Below are 25,719 nucleotides of genomic sequence, written 5' to 3' on the forward strand. Positions count from 1 at the left end.
CGTCACAACAACGAGGCTTAACAAGCCAATCACAGTGATTGCAAAAAAGAGCCAAAAGCCATCAAGTTTTATTCAAAATACAATCCACTTAGGTAGAATGTGCAACACAAAAACAACAGCGGATTGCAATACATGACTATTCGATTAAATCATCCCACGACACTCGCGCTCACCATTGCGCTAACCTTAGGCTTAAGCGCCTGTAATGATGCACAAAGCAAGGCCGATGCTACTACAGCTAACAAAAATGCACCCGATAAAGCCCAGGCCATTGCCTTTATACAAGATGCGGAAGCGCAAATGGCGCAGTTATCCATCGAAGCGAATCGTGCCGAATGGATTTACAGCAACTTTATTACCGAAGATACCGCAGCATTATCGGCCGCCGTGGGTGAAAAAGTCAGCGCCGCTTCCGTTAAGTTTGCCACTGAAGCCGCAAAGTATGCCAATGTGGAACTCGATCCCGCCAATGCGCGCAAACTGAATATTCTGCGCAGCGCACTTGTGTTACCGGCGCCGCTGGATCCCGCCAAAAATGCTGAGCTCGCGCAAATCAGCTCCGAGCTCAATGGGCTCTACGGTAAAGGCAAATATTGCTTCGCCGATGGCAAATGTATGACGCAACCTGAACTGTCTACCCTGATGGCGGAATCGCGGGATCCAGCCAAATTACTGGAAGCGTGGAAGGGCTGGCGTGAAATAGCAAAACCAATGCGCCCGTTGTTTCAACGTGAAGTTGAACTCGCTAACGAAGGTGCAAAAGACTTAGGCTACGCGGATCTTTCAGAATTGTGGCGCAGCCAATACGATATGAAACCCGATGAATTTTCAAAGGAATTAGACCGTTTATGGGGACAAGTTAAACCCCTCTACGAATCCCTGCATTGTTATGTTCGCGGCGAGCTGAATAACGAATACGGTGATGCCATTGCGCCGAAAACAGGCCCGATTCCGGCACATTTGCTAGGGAATATGTGGGCGCAGCAATGGGGAAATGTGTACGATCTCGTCGCCCCGAATGATGCAGATCCAGGCTATGATGTGACGGAATTGCTTGAGCAGAAAGGCTACGATGAGCAGAAAATGGTGAAACAAGCCGAAAGCTTTTTCACCTCTTTGGGCTTTGCGCCGCTGCCAGAAAGTTTCTGGAGCCGCTCTTTATTCTTACAACCCAAAGATCGCGACGTAGTGTGTCACGCTTCCGCGTGGGATCTGGATAACCTCGATGATATCCGCATCAAGATGTGTATCCAGAAAACCGCTGAAGACTTCACCGTCATTCACCACGAACTTGGACACAACTTCTATCAACGTGCCTATAAACAGCAGCCTTTCCTGTTTAAAAACAGTGCCAATGATGGTTTCCATGAGGCCATTGGTGACACGATTGCGCTATCTATCACCCCGAACTATCTAAAACAGATTGGCTTGCTCGAAGACGTGCCCGATGCTTCGAAGGATATTGGCTTACTGCTTAAACAAGCTCTGGATAAAATCGCCTTTCTCCCCTTTGGTTTGATGATCGACCAATGGCGTTGGAAGGTATTTAGTGGCGAAATTACCCCTGCCCAATATAACCAAGCCTGGTGGGAATTAAGAGAGAAATACCAAGGCGTTAAGGCCCCGACTGATCGCAGCGAAGCCGATTTTGACCCAGGTGCAAAATACCATGTGCCCGGTAATGTACCTTATACTCGCTATTTCCTCGCGCATATTCTGCAATTCCAGTTCCACAAGGCGCTGTGTGAAACGGCTGGAGACAAGGGCCCAGTGCATCGATGCAGTATTTACGGCAATCAAGCGGCAGGAGAAAAACTCAATAAAATGTTAGCGCTTGGTGCAAGCCAACCTTGGCCCATTGCCTTAAAAGAAGTCACAGGAACGGAAATGATGGATGCGAGCGCCGTACTCGATTATTTTGCGCCGCTTAAAATCTGGCTTGATGAGCAGAACAAAGCTGCGAATCGTCAATGTGGCTGGTAATAAAGCCTCAGGTGCGAGTCATATCCACGCCTTAAACTAAACCGATAAAAATGCCCAACGATGTTGGGCATTTTTTTAAGCTCCAGTATTAAGGTCTAACGCTCGCGACAATCAGAGAAATCAATGCGTTCGCAAATCCATTAACGCCATCCCATTCCCTTTCGGTTTGCTTCTTTATTCTCAATCTTAAGCTGCTCGGATTTAGTCAACATCACATATAAGGCGCCCGTGCCGCCCTGCTCGGTTTTCGCAGAATGGTAGGCAAGTACCATATCAAGCTGAGATAACCAGTGACATACCGCTGATTTAAGCAATCCAGCCACGGGTTTACTGTTATGGCCTTTACCATGAATGAGCATCACACAACGTTCCCCATGGGCCTGCGCCGCTAACAAATAATTGAGTAACGCATCTCTGGCCTGACTCAAACGGTAGGCATGCACATCTAACTCCATTTTAATACTGTACTGCCCCAGCCTTAAGCGCTTAAAAACAGCCCCCTGAACCCCTTCACGCTTAAAACTGGCTATATCATCGGGTGCCATAATCGGGATCAAGCTTAAATCCAGCGGCATACAAGCCAAATAAGCCTCACGTTGCAGCGCATCACGGCGCTGAATTTGCTCATCCGTTAATGCCTTAGGTTGTAAATTCACCACCTTGACATCACCTTTAAGTGGCACAACTCCCGCCATTTCTTCAAAAAATAGTGCCGATTCATTATCCAGCATGGCAAGCTCCTCCACTCTTCACACTCAGTGTGCACTTTTACAACAGAAACACACTTTGTAAACATTCACCCCTTTAGTTCAGCGGGCGCCTCCATTATAGTGGCGCCATGAATGCTTGATTAGAATAATGTAATGAGATTTTTGCTGCTAGCCCTGATATGCCTATTGTCGCTGCCGAGTTTTGCGACCCCCTCAAAAGCCAAGACCAGCATGACAACAGATCAATTGATAAATGCGAATTATCCTTTGTTTACTCAAGCATTTAATGAACTTAATCACGACGTCACTGCCGAGATTTATGCTAAAGACGCAAGTTATCTGTCAGAAAGTCAAAGTAAAGAAATTTATTACGGCCGTGATAATATTGTCGCCATTTATCAACGCTTTTTTGATAAAATCCGAACCAAAAAGGCCCGTATCGATATCGACTTTCGGGTGCTAAACCGCAAATTATCAGGCAACAGCGCGTTCGACACAGGCTATTATTTAGTGCGTTTTTATCCCGCCGAAGAGACTGGCGAACCCGTGAGTGAATTTGCAGGCAAGTTCGTCATTGGCACACAAAAAGACACCCAGCACCGCTGGAATGTCACCCTTGATATGAACAATCGAGCCGAGCCTAGTTTTTATTTGAATGCGAAGCCTGTGCCAAATCTTTACTATGGCCGTCAGTTTCCGCCGTTACCTGACAGTAAAAAACAAAAGTAATAATCTTTATTATTGAGCAAGTTACACTCATGACACCAGAAGCCTATTGTCCCTGTGGCAGCCAAAAACCTTATCAGCACTGTTGTGAAACGTTGCACCTTAATGTTGATTCAGGGACTCAAGTGGCCACCAGTCCCGAACAACTAATGCGTTCACGCTACTGCGCATTTGTGTTGAAAAATTTTGATTACATTATTAAAACTCACCATGTAGACTTTCTCGATGGCTTAACCTTCGAACAACTACAGCAAGGCCCACATCCACATTGGTTAGGGCTTGAGGTCTTAGCTGCGAATGAAAAAATCTATCCCGATGGTACTCAACGCGGCAATGTGACCTTCAAAGCTTGGTATAAACTCGCGGGTGAGATTGATGCAATCTATGAACGATCTGAGTTTATATTTGAACAGGGCCGTTGGTACTATACCCAAGGACAACAAATGCAGGCCAAACGCCCTGGGCGCAACGATCCCTGTATTTGCCAGAGTGGTAAGAAATTTAAACAGTGCTGCTTAACACGATAGTTGTTGTTGATGACAGTTTCGACTCATAAAACTATCGATTCATAAAACAATCGACTCATAAAATAAAGGCAATCAATTGATTGCCTTTATTTTTTCATCACATCAATACGAACATCTGGTTTAGTGGGCGATAAAACTCGATTGTTTCGCGGCCAGCAAAAACTGCGCAAACTCGGGTTCTCGCAGGGCTGGACTGTATAAATATCCCTGTGCCTGATGACACAAACTCTTGGCTAAAAACGCCTCCTGCTCAACGGTTTCTACCCCTTCTGCGGTCAAGGAAATATTGAGCGCACTCGCCATCGCAATAATGGCCGAGACGATTTCTTGGCTTTCGCGGCTAATCGTCAAATCTGAAATAAACGAGCGATCGATTTTTAACTTACTGATAGGAAACTGTTTAAGGTAGCGCATCGAGCTGTAACCCGTCCCAAAATCATCGATAGCCAAGCCTACCCCCAGTTCAGCCAACTCCTGACACAATAAGGTCGCATGGCGAATATCGCCCATGAGTTCCGTCTCTGTAATTTCTAAAATTAAGGTTTTGGGCTTTAAACGATAACGGGTCAAGAGTTGCCATACTTGTTCATACAAATTACCACTAAAAAACTGCCGCGCAGACACGTTAACATGCATGCTAAGATCGGCATTGTGATGCTGCCAAATATTCAATTGCCGACAGGCCGCCTCTAATACCCAACTGCCTATCGCATTGATCATCCCCGATTGCTCGGCAATATCAATAAACGCGCCGGGATATAGCACGCCTCTTTTGGGATGATGCCAACGAATAAGCGCTTCGGCACCGATATAAGTTTGCTGTTCGAGATCCCTTAAGGGCTGGTAATAAAGCTCAAATTGTCGACCGCGAATAGCACTATGCAAATCGCGTTCAATTTGCGCATCTTCCTTAAACGCACTCAGCAATGTACTGTTAAAGACTTGAATTGCTGTGCCCTTTTTCTTCTTCGCATATTGCACTGCAATATCGGCGCATGTCAGTGGTGCAAATAAATTTGCCACCGACGCAATATCAACCACGGCCAGTGCGGGTTTAGGTTCCACTTGTTCACGGCCAATTAATATCGGCATGGCTAAATGCTGGTATAAGCGGGTGCTGATATAGTCCAGATCATAAACTGCGTTGTCGTCGGTCAGTAATACCGCAAACTCATCACTACCGACACGAGCGATTTCAGTCGCTTTGTTGATGTCTGAAAAATGCTTTAAGCGCCGGCCAATCTCAATCAACAGGCTGTCGCCATTTTCATGACCATAAGTATCGTTAAAACGCTTAAAGGCGACTAAATCGACTAGCAACAGTAGCCCATGTGTTGTTCGCTCGAGCACTCGATTAAAGTGACTGCGATTGTTCAGTCCAGTCAAGCTACAACGCCACGCCAGACGTTCCAACTCCGCTTTGTAGTTATGCTCATCCGTACTTTCTTCACCCGACACTAAAGCGTAATGATTGCCTCTATCGGTAATAAATTGGCTCACAACATATTTCAGCCAATAACGACTACCATCAGCACGATTAAATTGCACCTCACCTTTTGCCAGTTCACCTCTGAAAATTTTTGCTAAGGTCTGCTCAGCTAACGCATTGTGCTGTTTGAAAAAAGTTAAATCACGTAAATTAGTGCCAACGCTCCTGCTCCGCGAAATACCGCTAATATCCTGATGGGCTTGGTTAACGTACTCCACTTTTTCAGTGTGCAAGTTAATCAACATAGTCATTTGACGAGATTGTTCTATGGCGCAGCGAAAAAGGCTGAGACGTTCTTCCTTATCGTAAGCATGTTTGGTAGCAAGAGTTAGGGCTAATTGATCGGCCATTTGGCAAGCCAGATGAATTTCACTATCGTGCCAATGGTGTGTGAGCTGCGCGCGCTCAATGCAGAGCACGCCCTCAAGATGGCCATTGATACGGATGCCGACTTCGAGACTGGATAAAATTTGGCGAGGAATAAAATAACTATCGACTAATTCGGTCAACCGCGGGTCAATAAGCGTATTACCAGCATCTATATGTCTGTGATTTTTTAGTTCATTTAAATAACGCGGCACCGTTTGCAGCAGTTTAGGACGGTAGATGTCCTGCAGCGCCATCGCCCCAAACTGGGCGACGAGAGATTGGGTGTTTTGCTCGGCAGAAAAAATCCACACCGACACCAAGGAGACCGCTAAATTCTGACACAGTAGCTCTGTCGCTAACTCTGCCGTCTTAGTGAAATCACCCTGCTGCTTTGCCGTAGAATGGACTAAAGACTCTAATAAGTGTTGATGCTGACGTCGCTTCACTCTGATCCCTACAAAACTTCGTGTTGGGTAAAACGATAATGCTGCGACTAACACACCAAAGATAGGAGTGTTAATGGAGCCGATTTATCATTGTTTTTGTTGACGCAGATTACACGATCTACATTTAAAACAGCAACATCGGCCACACTTTATTACAAATTAACCTCGACTTGTATCACAGGGGTTGCGCTATAGACCATTCTCTAACTGGAAAATCATTTTTTCGACACTGACATCAAATACCAGTTTGAGCGTCACACCCGTTTCACCTCGAGTAACGCTCGCTTGCGTGTGTCGAAAACGTGTCTGAGCACGCTCAACCATCTTTGCCGCCTCATTTTCCGCCTCGCCACCCGTAAACTGCAACTCAAGCACAGTATCTTGTTCATCAATCACAGCACCGATGTCGACAAAGCTGCCGCAATCGGTACATGTGTCGTTTACTGTGGGGGTTTGTCCTGCAATGATACCTTTCATAGGGTTATCCTCTCTAATGGTCTCATGTTAAAAACTCAACATAAGCGACTCAACATTAATATCACTAACGACTAATTATAGGGAATGATGATGAGAGAGACTCAGGTATTGCTCACGCTTATTACCCGAATAAATAGCCTCAGTAGCATTAAGCACTGGCTAAGCGTGGGATCAAATTACGTTGGATCGCCAGTTGATCGGCAAAGTGCATGATTTCAACTTGAGGAGATGGCAATTGTCCCCGCTGACGCAAGCGAGTTGTAAACTCACAGTTACTTAAGGCTTCGGCCATGGCGATGGGTTCACCACCTCGGATCACTAACGCTTCCGGTCTCAAGGCCTGTTGCAATTGAAATGCTCTTGCCCCTTGCTGCATAAACACGGCGCTATTGTCGATAATATGATTGTCTGAGGATAAATCCGCCACTAACGTTTGTTTTGGTGGTAATTCAAACTGACGTTGTAGTTTTTCGGCAGTATCGAGTTCTTTTTGCCATTGAAACTGCGCCATGTCCCTCGCGTCAGCAGACAATAGCGACAGCAACAGGGCAAACTCACCTCGCCTGTTGTGTTCGATTGCCGCATTTAAGCGGGAGCCAATTTGGGCTTCATTGATTAAAGGAACATCGATTTGCATAAAAAAACATCGCCAAAACAACTCGTTGTCAGTTAATCGACCAGTTGAACAAGAACTTTAGGAAAATTTTCATATTTAGACTTTACATGCCTAAGGTTTCTGACTACTATGGCGGCCGCAATTGAGGAGGGGTTCCCGAGTGGCCAAAGGGATCAGACTGTAAATCTGACGGCTCCGCCTTCGAAGGTTCGAATCCTTCTCCCTCCACCATTTGCACTAACAATTAGCGATGCTATAAAAGATACTCGTGGAGGGGTTCCCGAGTGGCCAAAGGGATCAGACTGTAAATCTGACGGCTCCGCCTTCGAAGGTTCGAATCCTTCTCCCTCCACCACTTTTATCTTCTGTTGTTCGTCAATCGTTAGTCTGCTGTAAACTTGCTTTACCCTTAAATCTGGCCAAGATTTAAGATGATTTTTAAGCGCAACTTAAAAGTCGGAAGAAAATATGTGGAGGGGTTCCCGAGTGGCCAAAGGGATCAGACTGTAAATCTGACGGCTCCGCCTTCGAAGGTTCGAATCCTTCTCCCTCCACCACTTCTTTCTCATCTCACGCTATATACCGCTTTATTCCCTAAGTTTTGTTTCTAACACTCCACCTTATCCAAAATTATTTTTATCGCTTACTTAAAACTATTGTCTTTAATTCATAGATTTAGCTGATAAAAAACGCCCCATTCGGAGCGTTAAAGAAGAGTGCACAGCACTAAGCGGCGATTAATCGATATTCAAGTACTTATGGGTCTGAATCGATAAACGCCAGTTGCGAGCAATACACACCTTCATGGCTAATTCCGTCGCCCTTGGTTTTTGGCTGATCGGTTGCAAACAAATAGTTTTCGCTGACACATCAATCCCTTTGAGTAACTCATCGAGTTCGTCGATATGATGTTCGGTCGCTATCGGATGCTTTATCTCGTTGGCGCGGGTCAATGCCTGCGCTAACACCTTATAACCCCCTTTCATATTGATCTTGGGCGAGACAGTCACCCAGGTATCAGCATCACACTTCACCTCAAAGGTGCCACTGGTCTCGATTTGAGTGGCAAAGCCGGCAGCATGGAACGTGTGAGTTAATTCATGCAGATCGTACATACAAGGTTCACCACCTGTGATCACCACATGGCGCGCCGTGTATCCCTTAGCGTTGAACGCCTCGATAAGACTCTGCGCCGTATGGTTAGCCCAGCGCCCCACGGAACCATCGACGGTAATCACTTGTTCGGGTGACACCTTGTTTTCCTCAAGCAGATCCCAAGTCTGTTTGGTATCACACCAAGCACAGCCTACTGGACAGCCCTGTAAACGCACAAAAATGGCGGGCACTCCGGTAAAGACACCTTCACCTTGAATGGTTTCAAAGACTTCGTTGACTGGGTAATTCATGCTAGCGTTCCGTTTTTCTGGGGCGGCATTTATAGAGGATTTTAGATGCAGCTGCAAGTTTTTACCGCCTCTGCCATTGTGATACTAAGTGCCGCATACCCGTCGCCACGCGCCAGCAAAGAGTTTGCAAGCCCTAGCGCCTGAGTTACACTTACGCCCTATTTTATGTGTCAATTTAAGTGGATCCTATGTCAGCAGCATCAGTTTCAAAGGTGGTAGTGGTTTTCAGTGGCGGACAAGATTCAACGACTTGTCTTATTCAAGCCTTAACACAGTATGATGAAGTCCATGGGATCACCTTCGATTATGGACAGCGCCACCGTGAAGAAATTGACGTGGCTAAATCCCTCGCCAAACGCTTAAACATCACCAGCCATAAAGTGATGGATGTGAGTTTACTCAACGAGTTAGCCATTTCTGCCCTCACCCGGGATGCGATCCCAGTGTCCCACGAGTTAATGGAAAACGGCCTGCCCAATACCTTTGTGCCTGGGCGTAATATCCTATTTTTGACTTTGGCGGGGATCTACGCCTATCAATTAGGGGCAGAGGCGATTATTACCGGTGTCTGCGAAACCGATTTTTCGGGTTATCCCGACTGTCGCCACGACTTTGTCCGTGCAATGGAATCAGCACTGGTGCAAGGCATGGATAAAAAGCTTGAGATCATCACGCCATTAATGTGGCTCAACAAGGCCCAAACCTGGGCATTAGCCGATAAATATCAGCTGCTCGATTTAGTTCGCCACCATACCCTGACCTGTTATAACGGCATTGTCGGCGATGGTTGCGGTGACTGCCCAGCCTGCCATCTTCGTAAACGAGGCTTAGAGGATTACCTGCAAAATAAAGCAGAGGTGATGGCGTCGCTCGACAAGGCAACTGAAACGGGTAAACCAAAGGCGTGAGATTGGTGACGTTTAATAAACTCGGCCCCTATTGGCTGGCGCTTGTCGTCAGTCTGCTCTGCGCACTCTTGTATGTTGCGGGACTTTTTACCCCAAGCGTAGATAATCTGCTCGCCTATCGACGCAGCGATATCAGTGACGGCCAGTGGTGGCGCCTGATTACCGGTAATCTGCTGCATACCAATCATTGGCACCTGCTGATGAACCTCGCGGGATTATGGGTAGTGCTGTTTTTGCACCACTTTCATTACCAGCTTAAGGGATTAACCGCGCTGTTTATCCTGCTTTGTCTGTTTGAAGGCATTGGTCTGTATTTATGTTACCCACAATTATTTGGCTATGTAGGCTTGAGCGGCATGTTACATGGCCTATTTACCTTTGGCGCAGTGCAGGATATTCGCCGCAAAATGTACTCTGGTTATTTGCTGCTGCTCGGGGTGATAGTCAAAGTCGGCCATGAACAGTTCTATGGCGCCAGTGATGATGTAACCGCAATGATCGGCGCGCGGGTAGCCACCGAAGCACACTTAGTTGGTTTGCTCTGCGGATTACTGTGCGCGCTATTATTCTTTGTGTTCCAACGCTCGATACTAATCAAAGCTAAAGCGTAAATACTTAATTCTTCTTTGATGATCTAATCCAATAAAAAGCCGCTAAACACATTGTGTTAGCGGCTTTTTATTCAGTAAAACACCTTAGTGGCAGAACGTTAGCATCACAGCGTCGAGTCTCAACGCCTTGCTTAGGCGAGAAACTCATTTATGCGCTGATCAGTAATTCCCTTAAGCGTTTCACCTCATCACGCAAGGCCGCCGCCTGTTCAAACTCCAAGTTACGCGCATGTTCATGCATTTGCTTCTCGAGCTTGTCGATATCATGGCTCAGCTGCGCAGCATCTGCATGATAACGTTTGGCTTTAGGCTCAGCGACTCTGCCAAGGGATGCTTGACCATAACCCTTTTCAGACTCTCTGCCATCGTCCACATCCATCACATCGGTAATACGCTTGACCACGCCTTTTGGCACAATGCCATGCTCAAGGTTGTAGGCTCGCTGTTTCTCACGGCGGCGCTCGGTTTCGCCCATCGCCTTTGCCATCGAGTTGGTGATGCGATCGGCATAGAGGATCACCTTGCCATTAACGTTACGGGCGGCGCGACCAATGGTCTGGATAAGCGAACGCTCAGAACGTAAAAAGCCTTCCTTATCTGCATCCAAAATACAGACGAGCGAGACTTCCGGCATATCTAAGCCTTCGCGCAGCAAGTTAATCCCGACCAGCACATCAAACTTACCCAGGCGCAGATCGCGGATGATCTCCACCCGCTCCACGGTATCAATGTCCGAATGCAAATAACGGACTTTGACGCCATGCTCATCGAGGTATTCGGTTAAATCCTCCGACATACGTTTAGTTAACGTGGTGACTAACACCCGCTCGTTTACCGCAACCCGTTTAGCGACCTCAGAGAGCAAATCGTCCACTTGAATGCCAACGGGGCGCACCTCAAGCTCAGGGTCGAGCAATCCTGTGGGCCGCACAACTTGTTCAACAATCTCGCCGCCACTCTTATCCAATTCATAGGGATTTGGCGTCGCCGACACATAAATCGTCTGCGGCATTAACTGCTCAAACTCTTCAAACTTCAGCGGCCGGTTATCCAACGCCGAGGGCAAACGAAAGCCATATTCCACCAAGGTGGTTTTACGGGAACGGTCACCCTTATACATGGCACCAATTTGTGGCACGGTGACATGGGATTCGTCGATAACCAATAAACCATCAGCGGGTAAGTAATCGAGCAGCGTTGGTGGCCCCTCACCGGGGGCGCGTCCGGATAAATAGCGGGAGTAGTTTTCAATGCCGGAGCAATAGCCTAGCTCCACCATCATCTCGATATCATATTGCACCCGTTCGTGGATGCGCTGCGCCTCAATCAACTTATTATTGTCGAGCAGATATTGCTTGCGCTCACGCAGCTCTTGTTTAATCAGCTCGGTGGCTTCAAGGATCTTTTCCCGCGGCGTCACATAGTGGGTCTTAGGGTACACTGTGGTGCGGGCGATACGTTTAACAATCTGCCCAGTTAACGGATCAAACTCGCTTAAGCGCTCAATCTCATCGTCAAATAGCTCTACCCGAATCGCGTAGCGGTCTGAGTCGGCAGGGAAAATATCAATCACTTCGCCGCGAACACGAAAGGTACCGCGCTGCAACTCGATATCATTGCGGGTGTATTGCAATTCACTCAAGCGCTTAAGAATATCCCGCTGTCCCATGGTATCGCCCTGGCGCAGGTGCAATAGCATCTTGAGGTAAGAGTCAGGATCGCCAAGACCATAAATCGCCGATACCGAGGCAATCAGCACCACATCCTTGCGTTCCAGCAGGGCTTTAGTGGCCGATAGCCGCATTTGTTCAATATGGGCGTTTACCGAGGCATCTTTTTCTATAAAGGTATTGGATGCGGGGACATACGCCTCGGGCTGATAGTAATCGTAATAGGAGACAAAATATTCCACCGCATTATTGGGGAAAAACTCTTTCATCTCGCCATATAACTGTGCGGCGAGTGTTTTGTTTGGCGCCATAATAATGGTCGGTCGCCCAAGCTTGGCAATCACATTGGCGATGGTGAACGTCTTACCAGAGCCCGTCACCCCTAATAGGGTTTGGCAAGCAAGGCCTGATTCGAGGCCATCAACCAATTTAGCAATGGCTGTTGGCTGGTCACCTGCGGGGGCAAATTGGGATTCAAGCTGAAAAACAGATTCTGACACGCGCTACATATCCTTGTGGTTAGTCGAACCATTCTAATCAAGAGACAGATTAAGCTCCAGCAGTTATCTTATAATCAGCCTACACTGAACATAAACGCCAATGTAACAAGTAGTAACTTTTATCAAATGTAATTAAATTACAAACCATTTATCTCCAATGTTGGGGATGAAAAATACTCCTCAATCCCGCATGGTTTCTCGCTTATTTCGACTTATCAACAAATTCTGTGGATAACCCTGTGAGTTGCGACTTAAAACAAGCGGCAAACCCTTGGTGCACGGGCGATGGACTTAAATTGCACTATTTTGGCGATAAAAATATTAATCCTTAAATTTCAGATAGTTGACAATTGCAAGCCTTATCTTTTTTAGCATAAATTTAAGTTGCAATTTTGTAAGCAGATGAAAGTCCTTCCTTGTGTATTAATTTGGCATTAATCCTGAATTTCAGTGCGTTTTATCGTCAGTTTGAGCACTAAAACGCCGTAGTCAAAAAGTTTCACTTTGCTGCAATCAAATGGTCATCTTAATGTTTAACGGCGCTCATCTAGTGACTAGAAAGAGGATAATGCCCGAGTTGTGGCTCTATTCGCCTAAACGTCAGCGCTCACTACTCACGCAATAGACTCAGCCCAAATAGCATCATTAACATTATAACGAGGTAAGCGATTATTTATGCGGGCAAAAACCTTTCTGAGTAAGGGTTCGCATCTGCCGGAATCCGCATTGACTTTGTTTGCTATTAGTTCCTGTAAACATTCAGCCAATTTTGCACTTTCGTGTATTTATTCAATGCCGTAGTGATTTTGATGCTCAAGCGACGGATCTTTAAGCAATTGAAGATATGAGCCAGCCTTTAAGCACTTTTCATTGACAAATTTTATGGTACCGAACAGCGCTATCTTGCGAAAAGTTAAGTTATTTCTTCATCAAAATGCTGATTTCTACACCATGATGCACATTAGATGAGCACTTAACAGCATAATTACACTTTTTTTAGTAACTCGAGTTGACTCCTCCAACAGAGCGTTTTACTATGCGCTCCGTTCTCAACGAGTCATCGAGACGATTAAAGCGATTCCCCTGTAGTTCAGTCGGTAGAACGGCGGACTGTTAATCCGTATGTCACTGGTTCAAGTCCAGTCAGGGGAGCCACTCTTTAATCATTGATAATCAATGAGAATACAGTTAGATAACTAAGATTCCCCTGTAGTTCAGTCGGTAGAACGGCGGACTGTTAATCCGTATGTCACTGGTTCAAGTCCAGTCAGGGGAGCCACTTAGTTAGCAAGCTGATACGTTAAAACGATTCCCCTGTAGTTCAGTCGGTAGAACGGCGGACTGTTAATCCGTATGTCACTGGTTCAAGTCCAGTCAGGGGAGCCATTTTAAAGTAATATCCAAAGTCGATAGTCATATCGCACCCTCTACTCCCCTGTAGTTCAGTCGGTAGAACGGCGGACTGTTAATCCGTATGTCACTGGTTCAAGTCCAGTCAGGGGAGCCATTTTAAAGTAATATCTAAAGTCGATAGTCATATCGCACCCTCTACTCCCCTGTAGTTCAGTCGGTAGAACGGCGGACTGTTAATCCGTATGTCACTGGTTCAAGTCCAGTCAGGGGAGCCATTTTATTTCACTTCATCTGTTTTTTATCCTACATCTAACGCTTATAGATCACGCTTTTCATTTCTGTTTTGCCTTAAATACGGTTACACTGTGAGCAGTTTGTTAACCAAAATACCGTGTATCATCACGCAGATAACGGTGTTATTTCAAATCTCATGCAATATCTTATTGCACATACTTTGACATATTGAGAGCGAATTTTATGGCGATGTCTAAATCGTATCCCATTTTTTTGTTGCTGATCTTTTTAGGCCTTTTTGGTTGGATTTATCAAAGCGAAAATCACCAGTTACAGGCAGAACAACAGCAGGAACTCAATAATTTCAAACAATACATGGCCAACTTTGACCAGTGGCAAGGTAATGGTAGCGAACTTTACCAACGCCTCTCCGAACATTACCCTCTGCAATTTTTTCAATATATTGATGATACTGATGGGCAACTTAATTACACTCAAGGTGAACTCAACGCCCAAATGGCTCACCCACTTGCTGGGTTATTTTCCTTAGATTTGTCACATACACAAAAGCTGCCTGCGGGTCGGTTACAAGTTAAGTTGAGTGTTAACCAAGCCATCGAAAACGCCATTGCCAATACCCAGCAGCTAGGATTCTCATTGCTGCTAGCTTACATTGTATTAGTTGTTGTTTTTTTATTACTTATCAATAAATTAAAATCTTCTATCCGTTATGCTGCCGATTATATTATGCATGTTCCGGAGTTGAGTTTTTCAGCCATAGAGTCTTCTAGACTGAATGGCGAAATGACCCCCGTCAGATTAGCGCTTGAGGAATGCCGAACAACGTTAAAATCACGAGTCGATAGCCTCACACAGGAAAACCAGAAACTGCATAAAGTGGCTTATCAAGATCCCATTACGGGGTTTGGCAGTCGTCCTCGTTTTACCTCCAAGTTGGAAAGTATTAGCAATCGTGCCATTCCTCAACTCGGATTAATGGCCATGGTTAAGGCGACTGAACTGGCTCATATCAACCAACTTCAAGGGCGCTCAGCGGGTGACGATTATTTATCGAATGTGGCTAATTGCATACGTAAAGCCTGTTCAAAATATCCCGATGCAGAGTGCTACCGCGTTTCCAGTGCCGATTTTGCGATTTTTTTGCCCGATTTAGTGTTAAAGGATGGACCTAAGTTTTTAGATCAACTGAAAATTTTCCTTGATGAATATCAACAGATGATCAAAGCAGAATCCGCGGCACATATCGGGCTTGTCCCATACCAACAAGGGACAGATCCCGTCAATTTGCTATCCCTTGCAGATACGGCTGTCAGCATAGCGCAAACCCTTGGTCCTAATAGTTATCATATTCAAGAGAAACTCAATGCGGATCAGCAATTTGGTGACGACCGTTGGAAACTGGCAATCAATGACCTAATCACCCGCCAAGCGCTTAAATTTTTCCAACAACCGATTCAACCTTGCCGTAACGATGTAGAGGTATATCGCGAGTTGCTGGCACGCTTCTACAATAGTGAAGGGAAGTTTTTACCGACCACCACAGTCATTGCCATGGCGGAGCGCCATGGAATGAGCACAGAATTAGATAAACTCGTGGTGATCACTACATTAAAAATGCTTAAAGAAAATCCCACCATTAGCGGCAATTTTGGCATCAACATCAGTGCTTTTTCAGCGCATCAAGAACTGTTTGTAGGCTGGTTAAAGGATATTCTTGGCAAGCATAAATATATCGCTTCACGCTTAGTATTTGAGATTAACGAATCCGGTATGCAAGCCAATTTAGGGGCGAGTTATAAGTTTGTACGTGAAGTGCATAGCGTAGGTTCGAGGGTATCAATTGAGCGTTTTGGCATGAGCTTTACCTCGTTCAAATTCTTCAGCGAAGTGCGCCCAGACTACATTAAGCTTGATGGTAGCTACACCTCGGCGATCGATGAAGACAGCAATAACAAATTCTTTGTGCGTATGATGGTAGACGTTGCCAGACGTATTGGTATCCGCGTAATTGCGACCAGTGTTGAGCGCCAAGAAGAAAAATTAACCCTCGAAAAACTTCTCGTTGATGGCCTCCAAGGCTATTACATTGCCCAGCCACAGGCCATCACCCTAACTGATCAAATTTAAACCAATGCAGGGTTAATCAAGCATGCATATTTACAGTAAAGATAGTTAACCCTGCATTCTATATGTTGTTTATGCAAACGGAAAAGTCGATAATACGGCCAAGATCCGTTTAGACAAGTATTGAGATGAGTGAATATCTCCTGTTGTTGATCAGCACTGTACTGGTCAACAATTTCGTATTAGTGAAATTCTTAGGCTTATGTCCATTTATGGGGGTCTCCAGCAAACTGGAGTCCGCTATCGGTATGTCTATGGCGACCACTTTCGTGTTGACCTTGGCATCCATTCTCAGTTACCTAGTGAATCAATACCTATTATTGCCTTTTGATCTCAGTTATCTGCGTACCATGAGCTTTATTCTGGTGATTGCGGTGGTAGTGCAATTTACCGAGATGGTAGTGCAGAAAACCAGTGCAGCCCTACATCGCGCACTGGGAATTTATCTGCCGCTGATCACCACTAACTGTGCAGTATTAGGGGTAGCCCTATTAAACGTGAACGAAAAACACGATTTTATTCAATCTGCTATCTATGGTTTTGGTGCTGCGGTGGGTTTTTCCTTAGTGTTAATTCTGTTTTCCGCGATGCGTGAACGTTTAGCGGCGGCCGATGTGCCCATGCCGTTTAAAGGCGGTGCTATCGCCATGATCACCGCGGGCCTGATGTCATTGGCCTTTATGGGATTTACAGGATTGGTTAAATAGATGTCCACCATGTTAATTGCCGTTATCTTATTGACCCTATTGGCATTGTTCTTTGGGGTATTACTCGGATTTGCTGCCTTAAAATTTAAGGTTGAAGGTAATCCTATCGTCGATGAACTCGAAGCGATTCTGCCACAAACTCAATGCGGTCAATGTGGTTATCCCGGTTGTCGTCCTTACGCCGAAGCCATTGCCAATGGCGATAAAGTCAACAAGTGCCCCCCCGGCGGCACTGCGACCATGGAAAAACTCGCCAGCTTAATGGGGGTCGAGCCAGAGCCGCTCAACGCCGAGGCTCAGTCCCAAGTCAAAAAAGTCGCCTATATTCGCGAAGATGAATGTATTGGCTGCACTAAATGTATTCAGGCCTGTCCTGTCGACGCCATTATTGGCGCGGGCAAACTCATGCATACCGTGCTCACCGCTGACTGCACAGGTTGCGATCTCTGTGTCGAGCCCTGCCCCGTTGACTGTATCGATATGATCCCTGTGGGCCAAAATCTGAAAAACTGGAACTGGCGCTTAAATGCCATTCCCGTGACTCTTATCCAAGAGACCCCGCACGAAGAAAAGAGAGGATAAGCGGTGCAGACTTTATTAGATCAATTAGATAAAGGAACCCTTTGGCGCTCACCTGGTGGCATTCATCCACCTGAAGTCAAATTCCTCTCCAACACTACACCGATTAGCCAACTGCCATTAGCGCAGGAATACCTTGTGCCTGTGCCACAGGTAGGCGAAAACTGCTCCCTTGCAGTCAAAGTGGGTGACAAAGTATTAAAAGGCGCGCCATTAACTCAAGGTACCTCAATTTGGCATTTGCCCGTGCACGCGCCAACCTCTGGTACTGTGGTCGCCATTGAGCCAAGAGCCAGTAACCATGCCTCGGCCTTGCCGGTCAATACCTGTGTGATTGCTGCCGATGGTGAAGACCGCTGGTGCGAGTTAACGCCAGGCTCAATTGAGCTCAGCAATCAGGAGATGATTGCCAAAATCCATGGCGCAGGGATAGCCGGCATGGGTGGCGCCGCCTTCCCAAGCCATATTAAGCTCAATCCCGTTAGTGAAATTGAATTAGTGATAATCAACGGCGTGGAATGTGAGCCTTATATCAGCGCCGACGATCGCTTAATGCGCGAATACAGCCAAGACATTCTGGCGGGGATTGCGATTATCCATCGCCTTTTGTCGCCAAAACGCATTGTGATTGCTATCGAAGACAACAAACCTGAAGCCATAAAGGTGATGCAACAGGCGGTGAGTCAATCTACGCTCCCTGCCGGCAGCACTCGGGTAACGGTGATCCCAACGAAGTATCCCTCTGGCGGTGAAAAACAGCTGATCCAAATCATCACAGGTCGTGAAGTGCCCTCGGGCGCCATTCCCGCTAAGCTTGGGATTGTCGTGCATAACGTGGGAACCGCCTTTGCGATTCATCAAGCCGTGACCCAAGGAAAACCGCTGATTGAACGTGTGGTAACCGTTACCGGGCAAAATGTGGGTAAACCTGGCAACTATTGGTTACCCATAGGCACGCCCGTTGAACATGTGCTCAAGCAAACTGAATTTAATGCCGAAGCCGAACAAAAAGTGATTATTGGCGGGCCAATGATGGGCCACGCATTGCCAACCATCCAAGTACCGATTTTAAAGGGCACAAACTGTATTTTGGTCCCGAGCAGTCAAGAGATTGGGATAACTCCAGAGGAAAAGGCCTGTATCCGCTGCGGCGAATGTGCCAATGCCTGCCCTGCTCTCTTGCTACCACAACAACTGTTTTGGCATGCAAAAGCCGAAGAATATGACAAGGCGGCCAGCTACAACCTAAAAGACTGTATCGAATGCGGTTGCTGTAGTTATGTGTGCCCGAGTGATATTCCACTGGTGGAATACTACCGCATCGCTAAATCGGCACTAAAACAAGCCGCCGATGAGAAGCATCAAGCCGAGCGCGCCAAACTGCGCTTCGAGGCGCGTATTCAACGCCTCGAAGAAGAAAAACTCGCCCGCGAAGCCAAGGCTAAAGAAGCCGCTGCGCGTCGCCAAGCGACCATGACCTCAACGGATAAGAGTGCCGTTGCTGAAGCTATGGCGCGGATCGCGGCCAAAAAGGCAGCAGCGGCAGAAGCCACAACCGATAACGCGACGGTCGAGGTCGTTGTTGCTGATACGAGCAATACAGAAGCGCCTAAGGGTAAAGCGGCTGTTGCCGCCGCAATTGCTCGCGCTAAAGCCAAGAAGGCGGCTCAAGGGGCGGATGATGCAGAATCGTCAAAGCAAGCAGTCTCTTCTGAATCAAGCGAGCCAACGGTTCAAGCCGAATCTTTATCACAAAAAGATAAAGTCGCCGCCGCTATCGCTCGTGCCAAAGCGAAAAAAACGGCATTGAAGGCCGACTCGGATGCCAATGGCGATACTGAAGCGACTGTCAATGCGAATCAGCCAGTAGCAGAAACGGCTACGAGCACAGAGGCGGATGACAAAAAAGCCAAAGTCGCTGCTGCCGTCGCCCGCGCAAAAGCCAAAAAGACCGCCGCACAGCAAGCTGAATCGAGTGATGTGCCCGAAGTTCAGCCCGAGTTAGTCGCTAAGCAAGAGTCAGGCTCTGACATTGAATCACGCAATGAATTAGGCTCAGCCGCGGAACTAAGTGCGCCGCTTAGCCCTGAAGATGAGAAGAAGGCCAAGGTCGCTGCTGCGGTTGCTCGTGCGAAAGCCAAAAAAGCCGCCGCACAGCAGGCAGAGTCGACTGATGTTGTCGAAATTGAGCCCAAGCTAGCAGCAGGCGCTAAGCCCGAGTCAGGCAATGAATCAGACTCAACCACCGAGTCAAGCGCGCCGCTTAGCCCTGAAGATGAGAAAAAGGCCAAGGTCGCTGCTGCGGTTGCTCGCGCGAAAGCCAAAAAAGTCGCCGCACAGCAAGCTGAATCGAGTAATGTGGCCGAAGTTCAGCCCGAGTTAGTCGCAGACGCTAAGCAAGAGTCAGGCTCTGACATTGAATCACGCAATGAATTAGGCTCAGCCGCGGAACTAAGTGCGCCGCTTAGCCCTGAAGATGAGAAAAAGGCCAAGGTCGCTGCTGCCGTTGCCCGTGCAAAAGCCAAAAAGGCCGCCGCACTGCAGGCTGAATCGACTAAGGTTACTGAAGTTCAGCCCGAGCTAGTCGAACAGGCTAAGACTGATTCAGGCGTTGAGTCAGGCTCTGAACCAGACTCTCAATCAGACTCTGAATCAGGCAATGAATCAAGCTCAGTCGCTGAACCAAGTGCGCCACTCAGTCCTGATGATGAGAAAAAGGCCAAGGTCGCTGCTGCGGTTGCTCGCGCGAAAGCCAAAAAAGCAGCCAGAGAAGCGGATGCGCTCAGTGACTCAAATGAATAGCACTGCTGATTTTGACATCAGTATATTAAAAATTATTAGCTTAAAAATCAGTGACTCAAGATTAGATAAAAGGGATCACAATGGCGTTTAAAATAGCCTCATCACCCCATGTTACCCGTAACTTGCATACTTCAACGGTTATGCAACGGGTTATTTTATGCTTGTTGCCCGGCCTTGTGGTGCAATGTGCCTTTTTTGGCTGGGGCACGCTTATTCAAGTGTTACTGGCGATTATCGTGGCCCTAAGCTGTGAAGCAGCGGTGATGAAACTGCGTCATCGCAGCATCAAAGCGAGCTTAAGCGATAACAGCGCCATGCTGACGGCAATCTTAATTGGGGTTGCAATCCCGCCACTGGCACCTTGGTGGATGATCGTGATGGGCACCGCCTTTGCGATTGTTATTGTTAAGCACCTCTATGGCGGCTTAGGCCATAACCTGTTTAACCCTGCCATGGCTGCCTATGTGTTGCTACTGGTGTCGTTTCCACTACAGATGACCAGCTGGATTGCGCCAAGTACCGTTGCACTCAATACCCCAAGTGTTATCGATAGCTTGCAATTGATCTTCAATCTCGGTGCCCATGGTGGGATGGATCAATTCCGTTTAGGGATTGATGGTATCAGTATGGCAACGCCGCTCGATACCCTCAAAACCGATTTGTCCTTAGGGTTGACTACTACCGAAAGTATGACCAAAAGCATATTCGATGGTGGCACTGGTGTAGGTTGGTTTTGGGTCAATTTGGCGTATCTCGCTGGCGGGTTAGTGCTGCTTAAATTAAAAGCCATTCGTTGGCACATCAGTACTGGCGTCTTGGCAGGATTATTTGTGGCCTCGAGCATCGGCTTTTTACTGTCGCCCGATATGCAGGCAAGCCCGCTGTTCCATTTATTCTCGGGTGCGACCATGCTCGCCGCCTTCTTTATTGCGACCGATCCTGTCACCGCCGCCACCAGCCCACGCGGCCGTTTGATTTTCGGTGCTTTAATCGGTGTCTTGGTATATATCATCCGTACCCAAGGCGGTTATCCCGACGCATTTGCTTTTGCTGTATTGCTCGCCAACCTGTGCGCGCCATTTATTGACTATTATGTGCGTCCGCGTGCCTATGGCCACTCAGCGGGCTAGACCTGTGAAATAGAGAATCAAGCGAGCTTGAACAAAGACTCTTGAGGAAAAAAATTGAATAACCCAATGATTAAAAATGGTCTGCTACTTGCCCTATTTGCCCTGCTCTGCACCGGCTTAGTGGCTGTGGTTAATCAACAGACCTTTGATGAAATAAAGCTGCAACAGCAGAAAGAACTGATGGGCATCTTACATCAACTGATCCCAGATGAACTCCATGACAATGAGCTGACCGCGCAGTGCACGTTACTGCAAAATAAAGAGGCGCTCGGCACTGAAGATGCCTTGCCTGCGTATATTGCCACCGCAGCGGGTAAACCCGTTGCTATCGCCTTAGAAGCCATCGCTCCCGATGGTTACAACGGTAATATTAAGCTGATTGTAGGTATCAACACCCAAGGTGAAGTATTAGGCGTTCGTACGCTTTCCCACCAAGAAACGCCCGGGCTTGGGGATAAAATCGAGTTACGTAAATCCGATTGGGTCACCAAATTTGTCGGTAAAGTGCTTACATCTGAAGATGATAAGCAGTGGCAGGTGCAAAAAGACGGCGGCGATTTCGACCAATTCACTGGCGCGACAATTACGCCACGCGCCTATGTGAAAGCCGTTAAACGCGCCGTGTGGTACTTTACTCAGCATCAAACAGAAATTTTCAGCCAACCACTGAATTGTGAGGCCAAGCATGACTAATTATCGTGAAATTGCGTGGCAAGGACTGTGGAAAAATAACCCAGGGTTAGTGCAACTGCTGGGGCTTTGCCCACTGTTAGCCGTAACCGCAACCCTCACCAACGCCCTTGGCCTAGGTATCGCAACAATGCTGGTGCTGATTGGCTCAAACGTTTTAGTCTCGTTAGTGCGCGACTATGTGCCGAAGGAAATCCGTATCCCCGTGTTTGTGATGATCATTGCGGCGCTGGTGACAGCGGTGCAACTGTTAGTCAATGCCTACGCCTATGGGTTGTATATGTCGTTAGGGATCTTCCTACCGCTGATTGTGACCAACTGCATTATCATTGGCCGCGCCGAAGCATTTGCTTCCCGTAATAATGCTTTTAGCTCGGCCTTCGATGGCTTGATGATGGGACTAGGCTTTACCTTAGTATTAGCCGTGCTTGGGGCTACGCGGGAAATTCTTGGCCAAGGCACGCTATTTGATGGCGCCGACCAGCTGCTCGGCCCATGGGCAAAGGCTTTAACCATTCAAGTATGGCAAGTCGATACCCCTTTCTTGCTCGCTATGTTGCCGCCTGGTGCCTTTATCGTAATGGGCCTACTTATCGCCCTGAAAAATATTGTCGATAAAAAGCTTAAAGAGCGCCAACCACAAGCAGCAGCGCAGCCGAGTGTGACACGGGCGCGGATCACCAAAGTGAGTTAAGCCTCATTGAGATAACAGCTTAAGTAGTGGGTTTAACGTTCAACCCACTACTGACAAGGATCACTATGAATCAACAAAAACGCATCCAAATCCTCACCCGCCTACGTGAAAACAATCCCAAACCCGAAACTGAGCTGAATTTCTCCAGTCCCTTTGAATTACTGGTGGCGGTGACCTTGTCGGCACAAGCAACTGATGTGAGCGTGAATAAGGCGACCGATAAACTGTTTCCGGTGGCCAATACCGCCCACAGCATTTATGCCTTAGGCGTGGAAGGATTAAAGGAATATATCAAGACGATTGGCCTGTATAACAACAAGGCTATCAATGTGATTAAAACCTGTGAGATCTTGATTGAAAAATACAATGGCGAAGTCCCAGAGGACAGAGAAGCGCTAGAGTCGCTTCCCGGTGTCGGCCGTAAAACCGCCAATGTGGTGTTAAACACCGCCTTTGGCTGGCCAACCATCGCCGTCGACACCCATATCTTTCGCCTCGCAAACCGCACTAAATTCGCCCCCGGTAAAAACGTGGTCGAAGTCGAAGAGCGTATGTTAAAGGTTGTTCCCGCTGAATTTAAGGTCGATGTGCACCACTGGTTTATTCTGCATGGTCGTTATACTTGCCTTGCCCGCAAACCCCGCTGCGGCAGCTGTATTATTGAGGATCTTTGCGAGTACTCTCCACCAAAAGAAAAGGTCTACCCCGAAGAATAAGGGCGCCATATGGCTGTCGTTAAGCGCTTTAACTAACGGAATGAACAAATAACAAGGGCTTTTAGGCTAGAGAATATTTTGCTGAAAGCCCTTTTGTTATTCGCGCTGTTGTTAGCACCGTTCTTAGCACTTTGATGCAGATTAATCATTTTGCTTGAGCGGCTTTTTGCTGCAATAGAGCTAGCAATTCTTCATATTTGGGCCCTTGGCCAAACTGAGGTAGCGCGACCGCAAAGACCACCAGCGCAAAGGCAATATAAATCGCGTAAGGGTGACTCCAAAATCCTGCCAGCAACGTGAACGTACCTAAGATAAGCAAAATAATCACCCCCATCCGCACCCGCTGCGCCATTTGCACTTTTTGTGTTGCGGCCGCAATTAACGCGAGTTCTGTTTCAGTAAATTCCATATCACATCCTATGCAGTAAAATCTACCCGATAAAAATAACCCTCAGGCACAGTTTGCACCTGAGGGCTAGTTTACTGCAAACAATTTTATAGCGTTATTACTGAACTAACACCGCCTCGGGCACGGGCCATTGGCTAACCAACCATTCGCCCTGCCAATTTTGAATCGACACCCACAAGCTGTCCGTTGCCGCTAACTTAGCGCCCGTAATCGCATGCACATGTTGGCCATGTTTGCTGCCATGTAACACCCCATTTTCACCTTTTTGTAGGGCTTCTAATGGCAGTGCCACTGGGCCGATATTGACATAAGCTTGACGAATATGAGCCACATCTCCCTGTTCAAAGATCAACATAAAATCTTTAACGTAATCATCGTGGTGTTTATAGGGCGACTTTAAATCTAACGGCATAGGCGCAATCTTAAACTCCCCTAGTTGCTGACTCGGCCAAGCAGGTGGAAAACTCGGGCTAAGCGACTGATAGAGGAACACTAAGGGTAAAATTAAAATCAAGCCACTGAGCTTGTATTTATGCTTTAACCAAAATACTGATTTTGCCATTAGCGAGCCTCCCCAATCATATCTGCGGCCAAATCTGTGGTTTCGGCCTGTTTAAAGGCGCGAACATGGCGCAATCCCCACATCATAAAACCAGTGATTGACATCCCAGAAAGCACCAGACCAAAAAAGAACCAAATCAATTTAGTCCAAATCCCTCCCAAGGTGCCGTAATGCAGCGGATCGGCAATATGCATTAAGGTTTGCATACCTGTCATGGTTTCTGGCGAGTTGACACTGGCGATTTCGCCGGTCCATGGATTAATGCTCAGATTATAGGAATATTGATCATAAAAAATATGATCGCCGCTGCCGCTTAAATGATACATATCCCGTTGATGCTCAGGCAGCATCACATAACTTGGTTGAAAATCGGGGAAGCGCTGTTTGGCTAAACTTAAAGCCTCGGTAAAAGAGACATTGGCGCTTGGCACTTTTGAATCGCCAGCCTGTACTAGCGGCACTTGCTCGGCAGCAATCAATGGTGCATGGGGCTCGATATCAATATCCGCATGCCAGAAGATAGCTTGGACTAAATACCAAAGCCCGGTGAGGCTCATTATCGCGATAAACCAAATCGACCAAACGCCCGATAACTTATGCAGATCCGACAACAAGGTCTTCTTTCCTTGCGTTAGACGTAATTTAGGCGCAAAAAAGCTGCGCCAAAAGCGTTTGTACACAATGAGCCCTGTCACTAATGAGGCAAGCATCAAGAGCGCCATAGAGCACACTAGGTAATACCCCAAGCTATAACCGCCCTGCCAAGGAAACAACAGCCAACCATGTAATGAACGCATAAAGCCGATAAAAGTGATGCCTTCGTTGATCTGCTGGATCTCACCCGTATATTGATTCACATAGGCGATAGCATAAGGCTTATCGGCATCGGTAAAAGTAATGGCATTGACTATATAAGGCTCAAAGGTCATCGCTCTCATGACTTGCGCATTCGGATAGGCCTTTTCCACCACCAGCATTAATTCATCAACGGGTTTAGCGGGTAGCTCATTCGGATTGGTCGCACGGGCTGCAGGGTTAGTCAGCCAAGTCAGTTCATGACTAAGTACTGCAACCGTGCCCGTTAAGCAGATGAAACTGAATAAAATCCAGATGGGCAATGATACCCAGCCGTGTAACATAAACCAGAAGCGATTACTTATTTTCGCCATGGGGAGTTGTTCCTACCTCTTTTAAAATCCTGTTAGTGTAAAGTTAATACGAATTATTATCAATACGGTATATGGGTAATCTACTATATTT

22 protein-coding genes and 8 tRNA genes are annotated in these 25,719 nt (G+C 47.0%); 21 read left to right on the plus strand and 9 right to left on the minus strand.

The genetic code is table 11. From position 1 onward, the window contains the following. Nucleotides 1–132: 132 nt before the first annotated feature. Entirely contained in the window at nucleotides 133–1,983 is a 1,851-nt protein-coding gene (locus tag IEY09_RS06845) for a M2 family metallopeptidase (protein ID WP_188870406.1), read from the plus strand. A 140-nt stretch (nucleotides 1,984–2,123) separates the two neighbouring features. On the opposite strand, the gene smrA is transcribed toward IEY09_RS06845, so the two are convergent. Beyond that, nucleotides 2,124–2,714: a DNA endonuclease SmrA gene (gene smrA / locus IEY09_RS06850; RefSeq protein WP_037418703.1), complete on the minus strand. Its 591-nt coding sequence runs from the start codon at nucleotides 2,712–2,714 to the stop codon at nucleotides 2,124–2,126. A gap of 132 nt (nucleotides 2,715–2,846) precedes the next feature. Between smrA and IEY09_RS06855 the strand changes: the two genes are divergently transcribed. Then, on the plus strand, nucleotides 2,847–3,422 hold the full coding sequence (locus IEY09_RS06855; RefSeq protein ID WP_172590214.1) for a YybH family protein: 576 nt from the start codon (nucleotides 2,847–2,849) through the stop codon (nucleotides 3,420–3,422). A gap of 29 nt (nucleotides 3,423–3,451) precedes the next feature. Then, complete coding sequence (locus IEY09_RS06860) at nucleotides 3,452–3,946, plus strand: YchJ family protein (RefSeq protein ID WP_037418697.1); 495 nt, start codon at nucleotides 3,452–3,454, stop codon at nucleotides 3,944–3,946. 120 nt (nucleotides 3,947–4,066) lie between these two features. Here IEY09_RS06860 and IEY09_RS06865 read toward each other — a convergent pair whose 3' ends face one another. From IEY09_RS06865 to IEY09_RS06875, 3 genes are all read right to left on the minus strand, one after another. Then, nucleotides 4,067–6,250, minus strand: coding sequence for a putative bifunctional diguanylate cyclase/phosphodiesterase (locus IEY09_RS06865; RefSeq protein ID WP_037418694.1), 2,184 nt, complete (start codon nucleotides 6,248–6,250; stop codon nucleotides 4,067–4,069). Nucleotides 6,251–6,439: 189 nt separating this feature from the next. Further along, a complete protein-coding gene (locus tag IEY09_RS06870) occupies nucleotides 6,440–6,727 on the minus strand; it encodes a DUF406 family protein (protein ID WP_037418691.1) in 288 nt (95 codons plus the stop codon). Nucleotides 6,728–6,875: 148 nt separating this feature from the next. Beyond that, a complete protein-coding gene (locus IEY09_RS06875; RefSeq protein ID WP_088585641.1) occupies nucleotides 6,876–7,364 on the minus strand; it encodes a VC2046/SO_2500 family protein in 489 nt (162 codons plus the stop codon). A gap of 125 nt (nucleotides 7,365–7,489) precedes the next feature. Between IEY09_RS06875 and IEY09_RS06880 the strand changes: the two genes are divergently transcribed. The 3 genes from IEY09_RS06880 to IEY09_RS06890 all read left to right on the plus strand — a co-directional run bounded on the left by IEY09_RS06880 (nucleotide 7,490) and on the right by IEY09_RS06890 (nucleotide 7,900). Beyond that, nucleotides 7,490–7,574, plus strand: a tRNA-Tyr gene (locus IEY09_RS06880). Between the two features lie 39 nt (nucleotides 7,575–7,613). Beyond that, nucleotides 7,614–7,698, plus strand: a tRNA-Tyr gene (locus IEY09_RS06885). A 117-nt stretch (nucleotides 7,699–7,815) separates the two neighbouring features. Beyond that, nucleotides 7,816–7,900 (plus strand) — tRNA-Tyr (locus IEY09_RS06890). 180 nt (nucleotides 7,901–8,080) lie between these two features. Here IEY09_RS06890 and queE read toward each other — a convergent pair. Next, entirely contained in the window at nucleotides 8,081–8,749 is a 669-nt protein-coding gene (gene queE / locus IEY09_RS06895) for a 7-carboxy-7-deazaguanine synthase QueE (RefSeq protein WP_188870409.1), read from the minus strand. A 188-nt stretch (nucleotides 8,750–8,937) separates the two neighbouring features. On the opposite strand from queE, the gene queC reads away from it, so the two are divergent. Together queC and rrtA are read left to right on the plus strand one after the other, a co-directional pair. Beyond that, nucleotides 8,938–9,657, plus strand: a complete 720-nt coding sequence (queC, locus tag IEY09_RS06900; RefSeq protein WP_188870411.1) for a 7-cyano-7-deazaguanine synthase QueC — start codon at nucleotides 8,938–8,940, stop codon at nucleotides 9,655–9,657. Next, on the plus strand, nucleotides 9,654–10,268 hold the full coding sequence (rrtA, locus tag IEY09_RS06905) for a rhombosortase (RefSeq protein WP_188870413.1): 615 nt from the start codon (nucleotides 9,654–9,656) through the stop codon (nucleotides 10,266–10,268). Before queC ends, rrtA begins: the two co-directional genes overlap by 4 nt. Before the next feature lie 148 nt (nucleotides 10,269–10,416). Here rrtA and uvrB read toward each other — a convergent pair whose 3' ends face one another. Next, entirely contained in the window at nucleotides 10,417–12,438 is a 2,022-nt protein-coding gene (gene uvrB / locus IEY09_RS06910; protein WP_188870415.1) for an excinuclease ABC subunit UvrB, read from the minus strand. Nucleotides 12,439–13,517: 1,079 nt separating this feature from the next. Between uvrB and IEY09_RS06915 the strand changes: the two genes are divergently transcribed. The 13 genes from IEY09_RS06915 to nth all read left to right on the plus strand — a co-directional run bounded on the left by IEY09_RS06915 (nucleotide 13,518) and on the right by nth (nucleotide 23,488). After that, nucleotides 13,518–13,593: transfer RNA gene (locus tag IEY09_RS06915), tRNA-Asn, on the plus strand. 48 nt (nucleotides 13,594–13,641) lie between these two features. Next, nucleotides 13,642–13,717 (plus strand) — tRNA-Asn (locus tag IEY09_RS06920). Nucleotides 13,718–13,748: 31 nt separating this feature from the next. Then, nucleotides 13,749–13,824, plus strand: a tRNA-Asn gene (locus IEY09_RS06925). A 45-nt stretch (nucleotides 13,825–13,869) separates the two neighbouring features. Then, a tRNA-Asn gene (locus IEY09_RS06930) sits at nucleotides 13,870–13,945 on the plus strand. Between the two features lie 45 nt (nucleotides 13,946–13,990). Beyond that, a tRNA-Asn gene (locus tag IEY09_RS06935) sits at nucleotides 13,991–14,066 on the plus strand. A gap of 202 nt (nucleotides 14,067–14,268) precedes the next feature. Next, nucleotides 14,269–16,173: an EAL domain-containing protein gene (locus IEY09_RS06940; protein WP_188870417.1), complete on the plus strand. Its 1,905-nt coding sequence runs from the start codon at nucleotides 14,269–14,271 to the stop codon at nucleotides 16,171–16,173. Nucleotides 16,174–16,298: 125 nt separating this feature from the next. Then, entirely contained in the window at nucleotides 16,299–16,877 is a 579-nt protein-coding gene (gene rsxA / locus IEY09_RS06945) for an electron transport complex subunit RsxA (protein WP_023267235.1), read from the plus strand. Continuing rightward, nucleotides 16,878–17,459 carry an electron transport complex subunit RsxB gene (gene rsxB / locus IEY09_RS06950; protein WP_011626120.1) on the plus strand — a complete coding sequence of 194 codons (582 nt, stop codon included), beginning with the start codon at nucleotides 16,878–16,880 and terminating at the stop codon, nucleotides 17,457–17,459. It begins immediately after the preceding gene. A 3-nt stretch (nucleotides 17,460–17,462) separates the two neighbouring features. Next, on the plus strand, nucleotides 17,463–20,258 hold the full coding sequence (rsxC, locus tag IEY09_RS06955) for an electron transport complex subunit RsxC (RefSeq protein ID WP_188870419.1): 2,796 nt from the start codon (nucleotides 17,463–17,465) through the stop codon (nucleotides 20,256–20,258). Nucleotides 20,259–20,338: 80 nt separating this feature from the next. After that, complete coding sequence (gene rsxD / locus IEY09_RS06960; protein WP_069455019.1) at nucleotides 20,339–21,388, plus strand: electron transport complex subunit RsxD; 1,050 nt, start codon at nucleotides 20,339–20,341, stop codon at nucleotides 21,386–21,388. Nucleotides 21,389–21,442: 54 nt separating this feature from the next. Beyond that, a complete protein-coding gene (gene rsxG / locus IEY09_RS06965; RefSeq protein ID WP_088585647.1) occupies nucleotides 21,443–22,081 on the plus strand; it encodes an electron transport complex subunit RsxG in 639 nt (212 codons plus the stop codon). Further along, nucleotides 22,074–22,772 (plus strand): electron transport complex subunit E, encoded by a 699-nt coding sequence (locus IEY09_RS06970; protein WP_037418658.1) that lies wholly within the window; start codon nucleotides 22,074–22,076, stop codon nucleotides 22,770–22,772. The genes rsxG and IEY09_RS06970 overlap by 8 nt, the downstream gene beginning before the upstream one ends. A 65-nt stretch (nucleotides 22,773–22,837) precedes the next feature. Further along, nucleotides 22,838–23,488, plus strand: coding sequence for an endonuclease III (gene nth / locus IEY09_RS06975; RefSeq protein ID WP_188870421.1), 651 nt, complete (start codon nucleotides 22,838–22,840; stop codon nucleotides 23,486–23,488). 145 nt (nucleotides 23,489–23,633) lie between these two features. Here the strand turns inward: nth and IEY09_RS06980 are convergent, their stop codons facing one another. From IEY09_RS06980 to IEY09_RS06990, 3 genes are all read right to left on the minus strand, one after another. Beyond that, complete coding sequence (locus IEY09_RS06980) at nucleotides 23,634–23,897, minus strand: hypothetical protein (RefSeq protein WP_188870423.1); 264 nt, start codon at nucleotides 23,895–23,897, stop codon at nucleotides 23,634–23,636. Nucleotides 23,898–23,994: 97 nt separating this feature from the next. Next, entirely contained in the window at nucleotides 23,995–24,459 is a 465-nt protein-coding gene (locus IEY09_RS06985; RefSeq protein ID WP_188870425.1) for a PA2404 family protein, read from the minus strand. Next, nucleotides 24,459–25,628 (minus strand): PepSY-associated TM helix domain-containing protein, encoded by a 1,170-nt coding sequence (locus tag IEY09_RS06990; protein ID WP_188870427.1) that lies wholly within the window; start codon nucleotides 25,626–25,628, stop codon nucleotides 24,459–24,461. The genes IEY09_RS06985 and IEY09_RS06990 overlap by 1 nt, the downstream gene beginning before the upstream one ends. Nucleotides 25,629–25,719: the final 91 nt, after the last annotated feature.

The organism is Shewanella xiamenensis (assembly GCF_014647135.1).
Taxonomy (GTDB): Bacteria; Pseudomonadota; Gammaproteobacteria; order Enterobacterales; family Shewanellaceae; genus Shewanella; species Shewanella xiamenensis.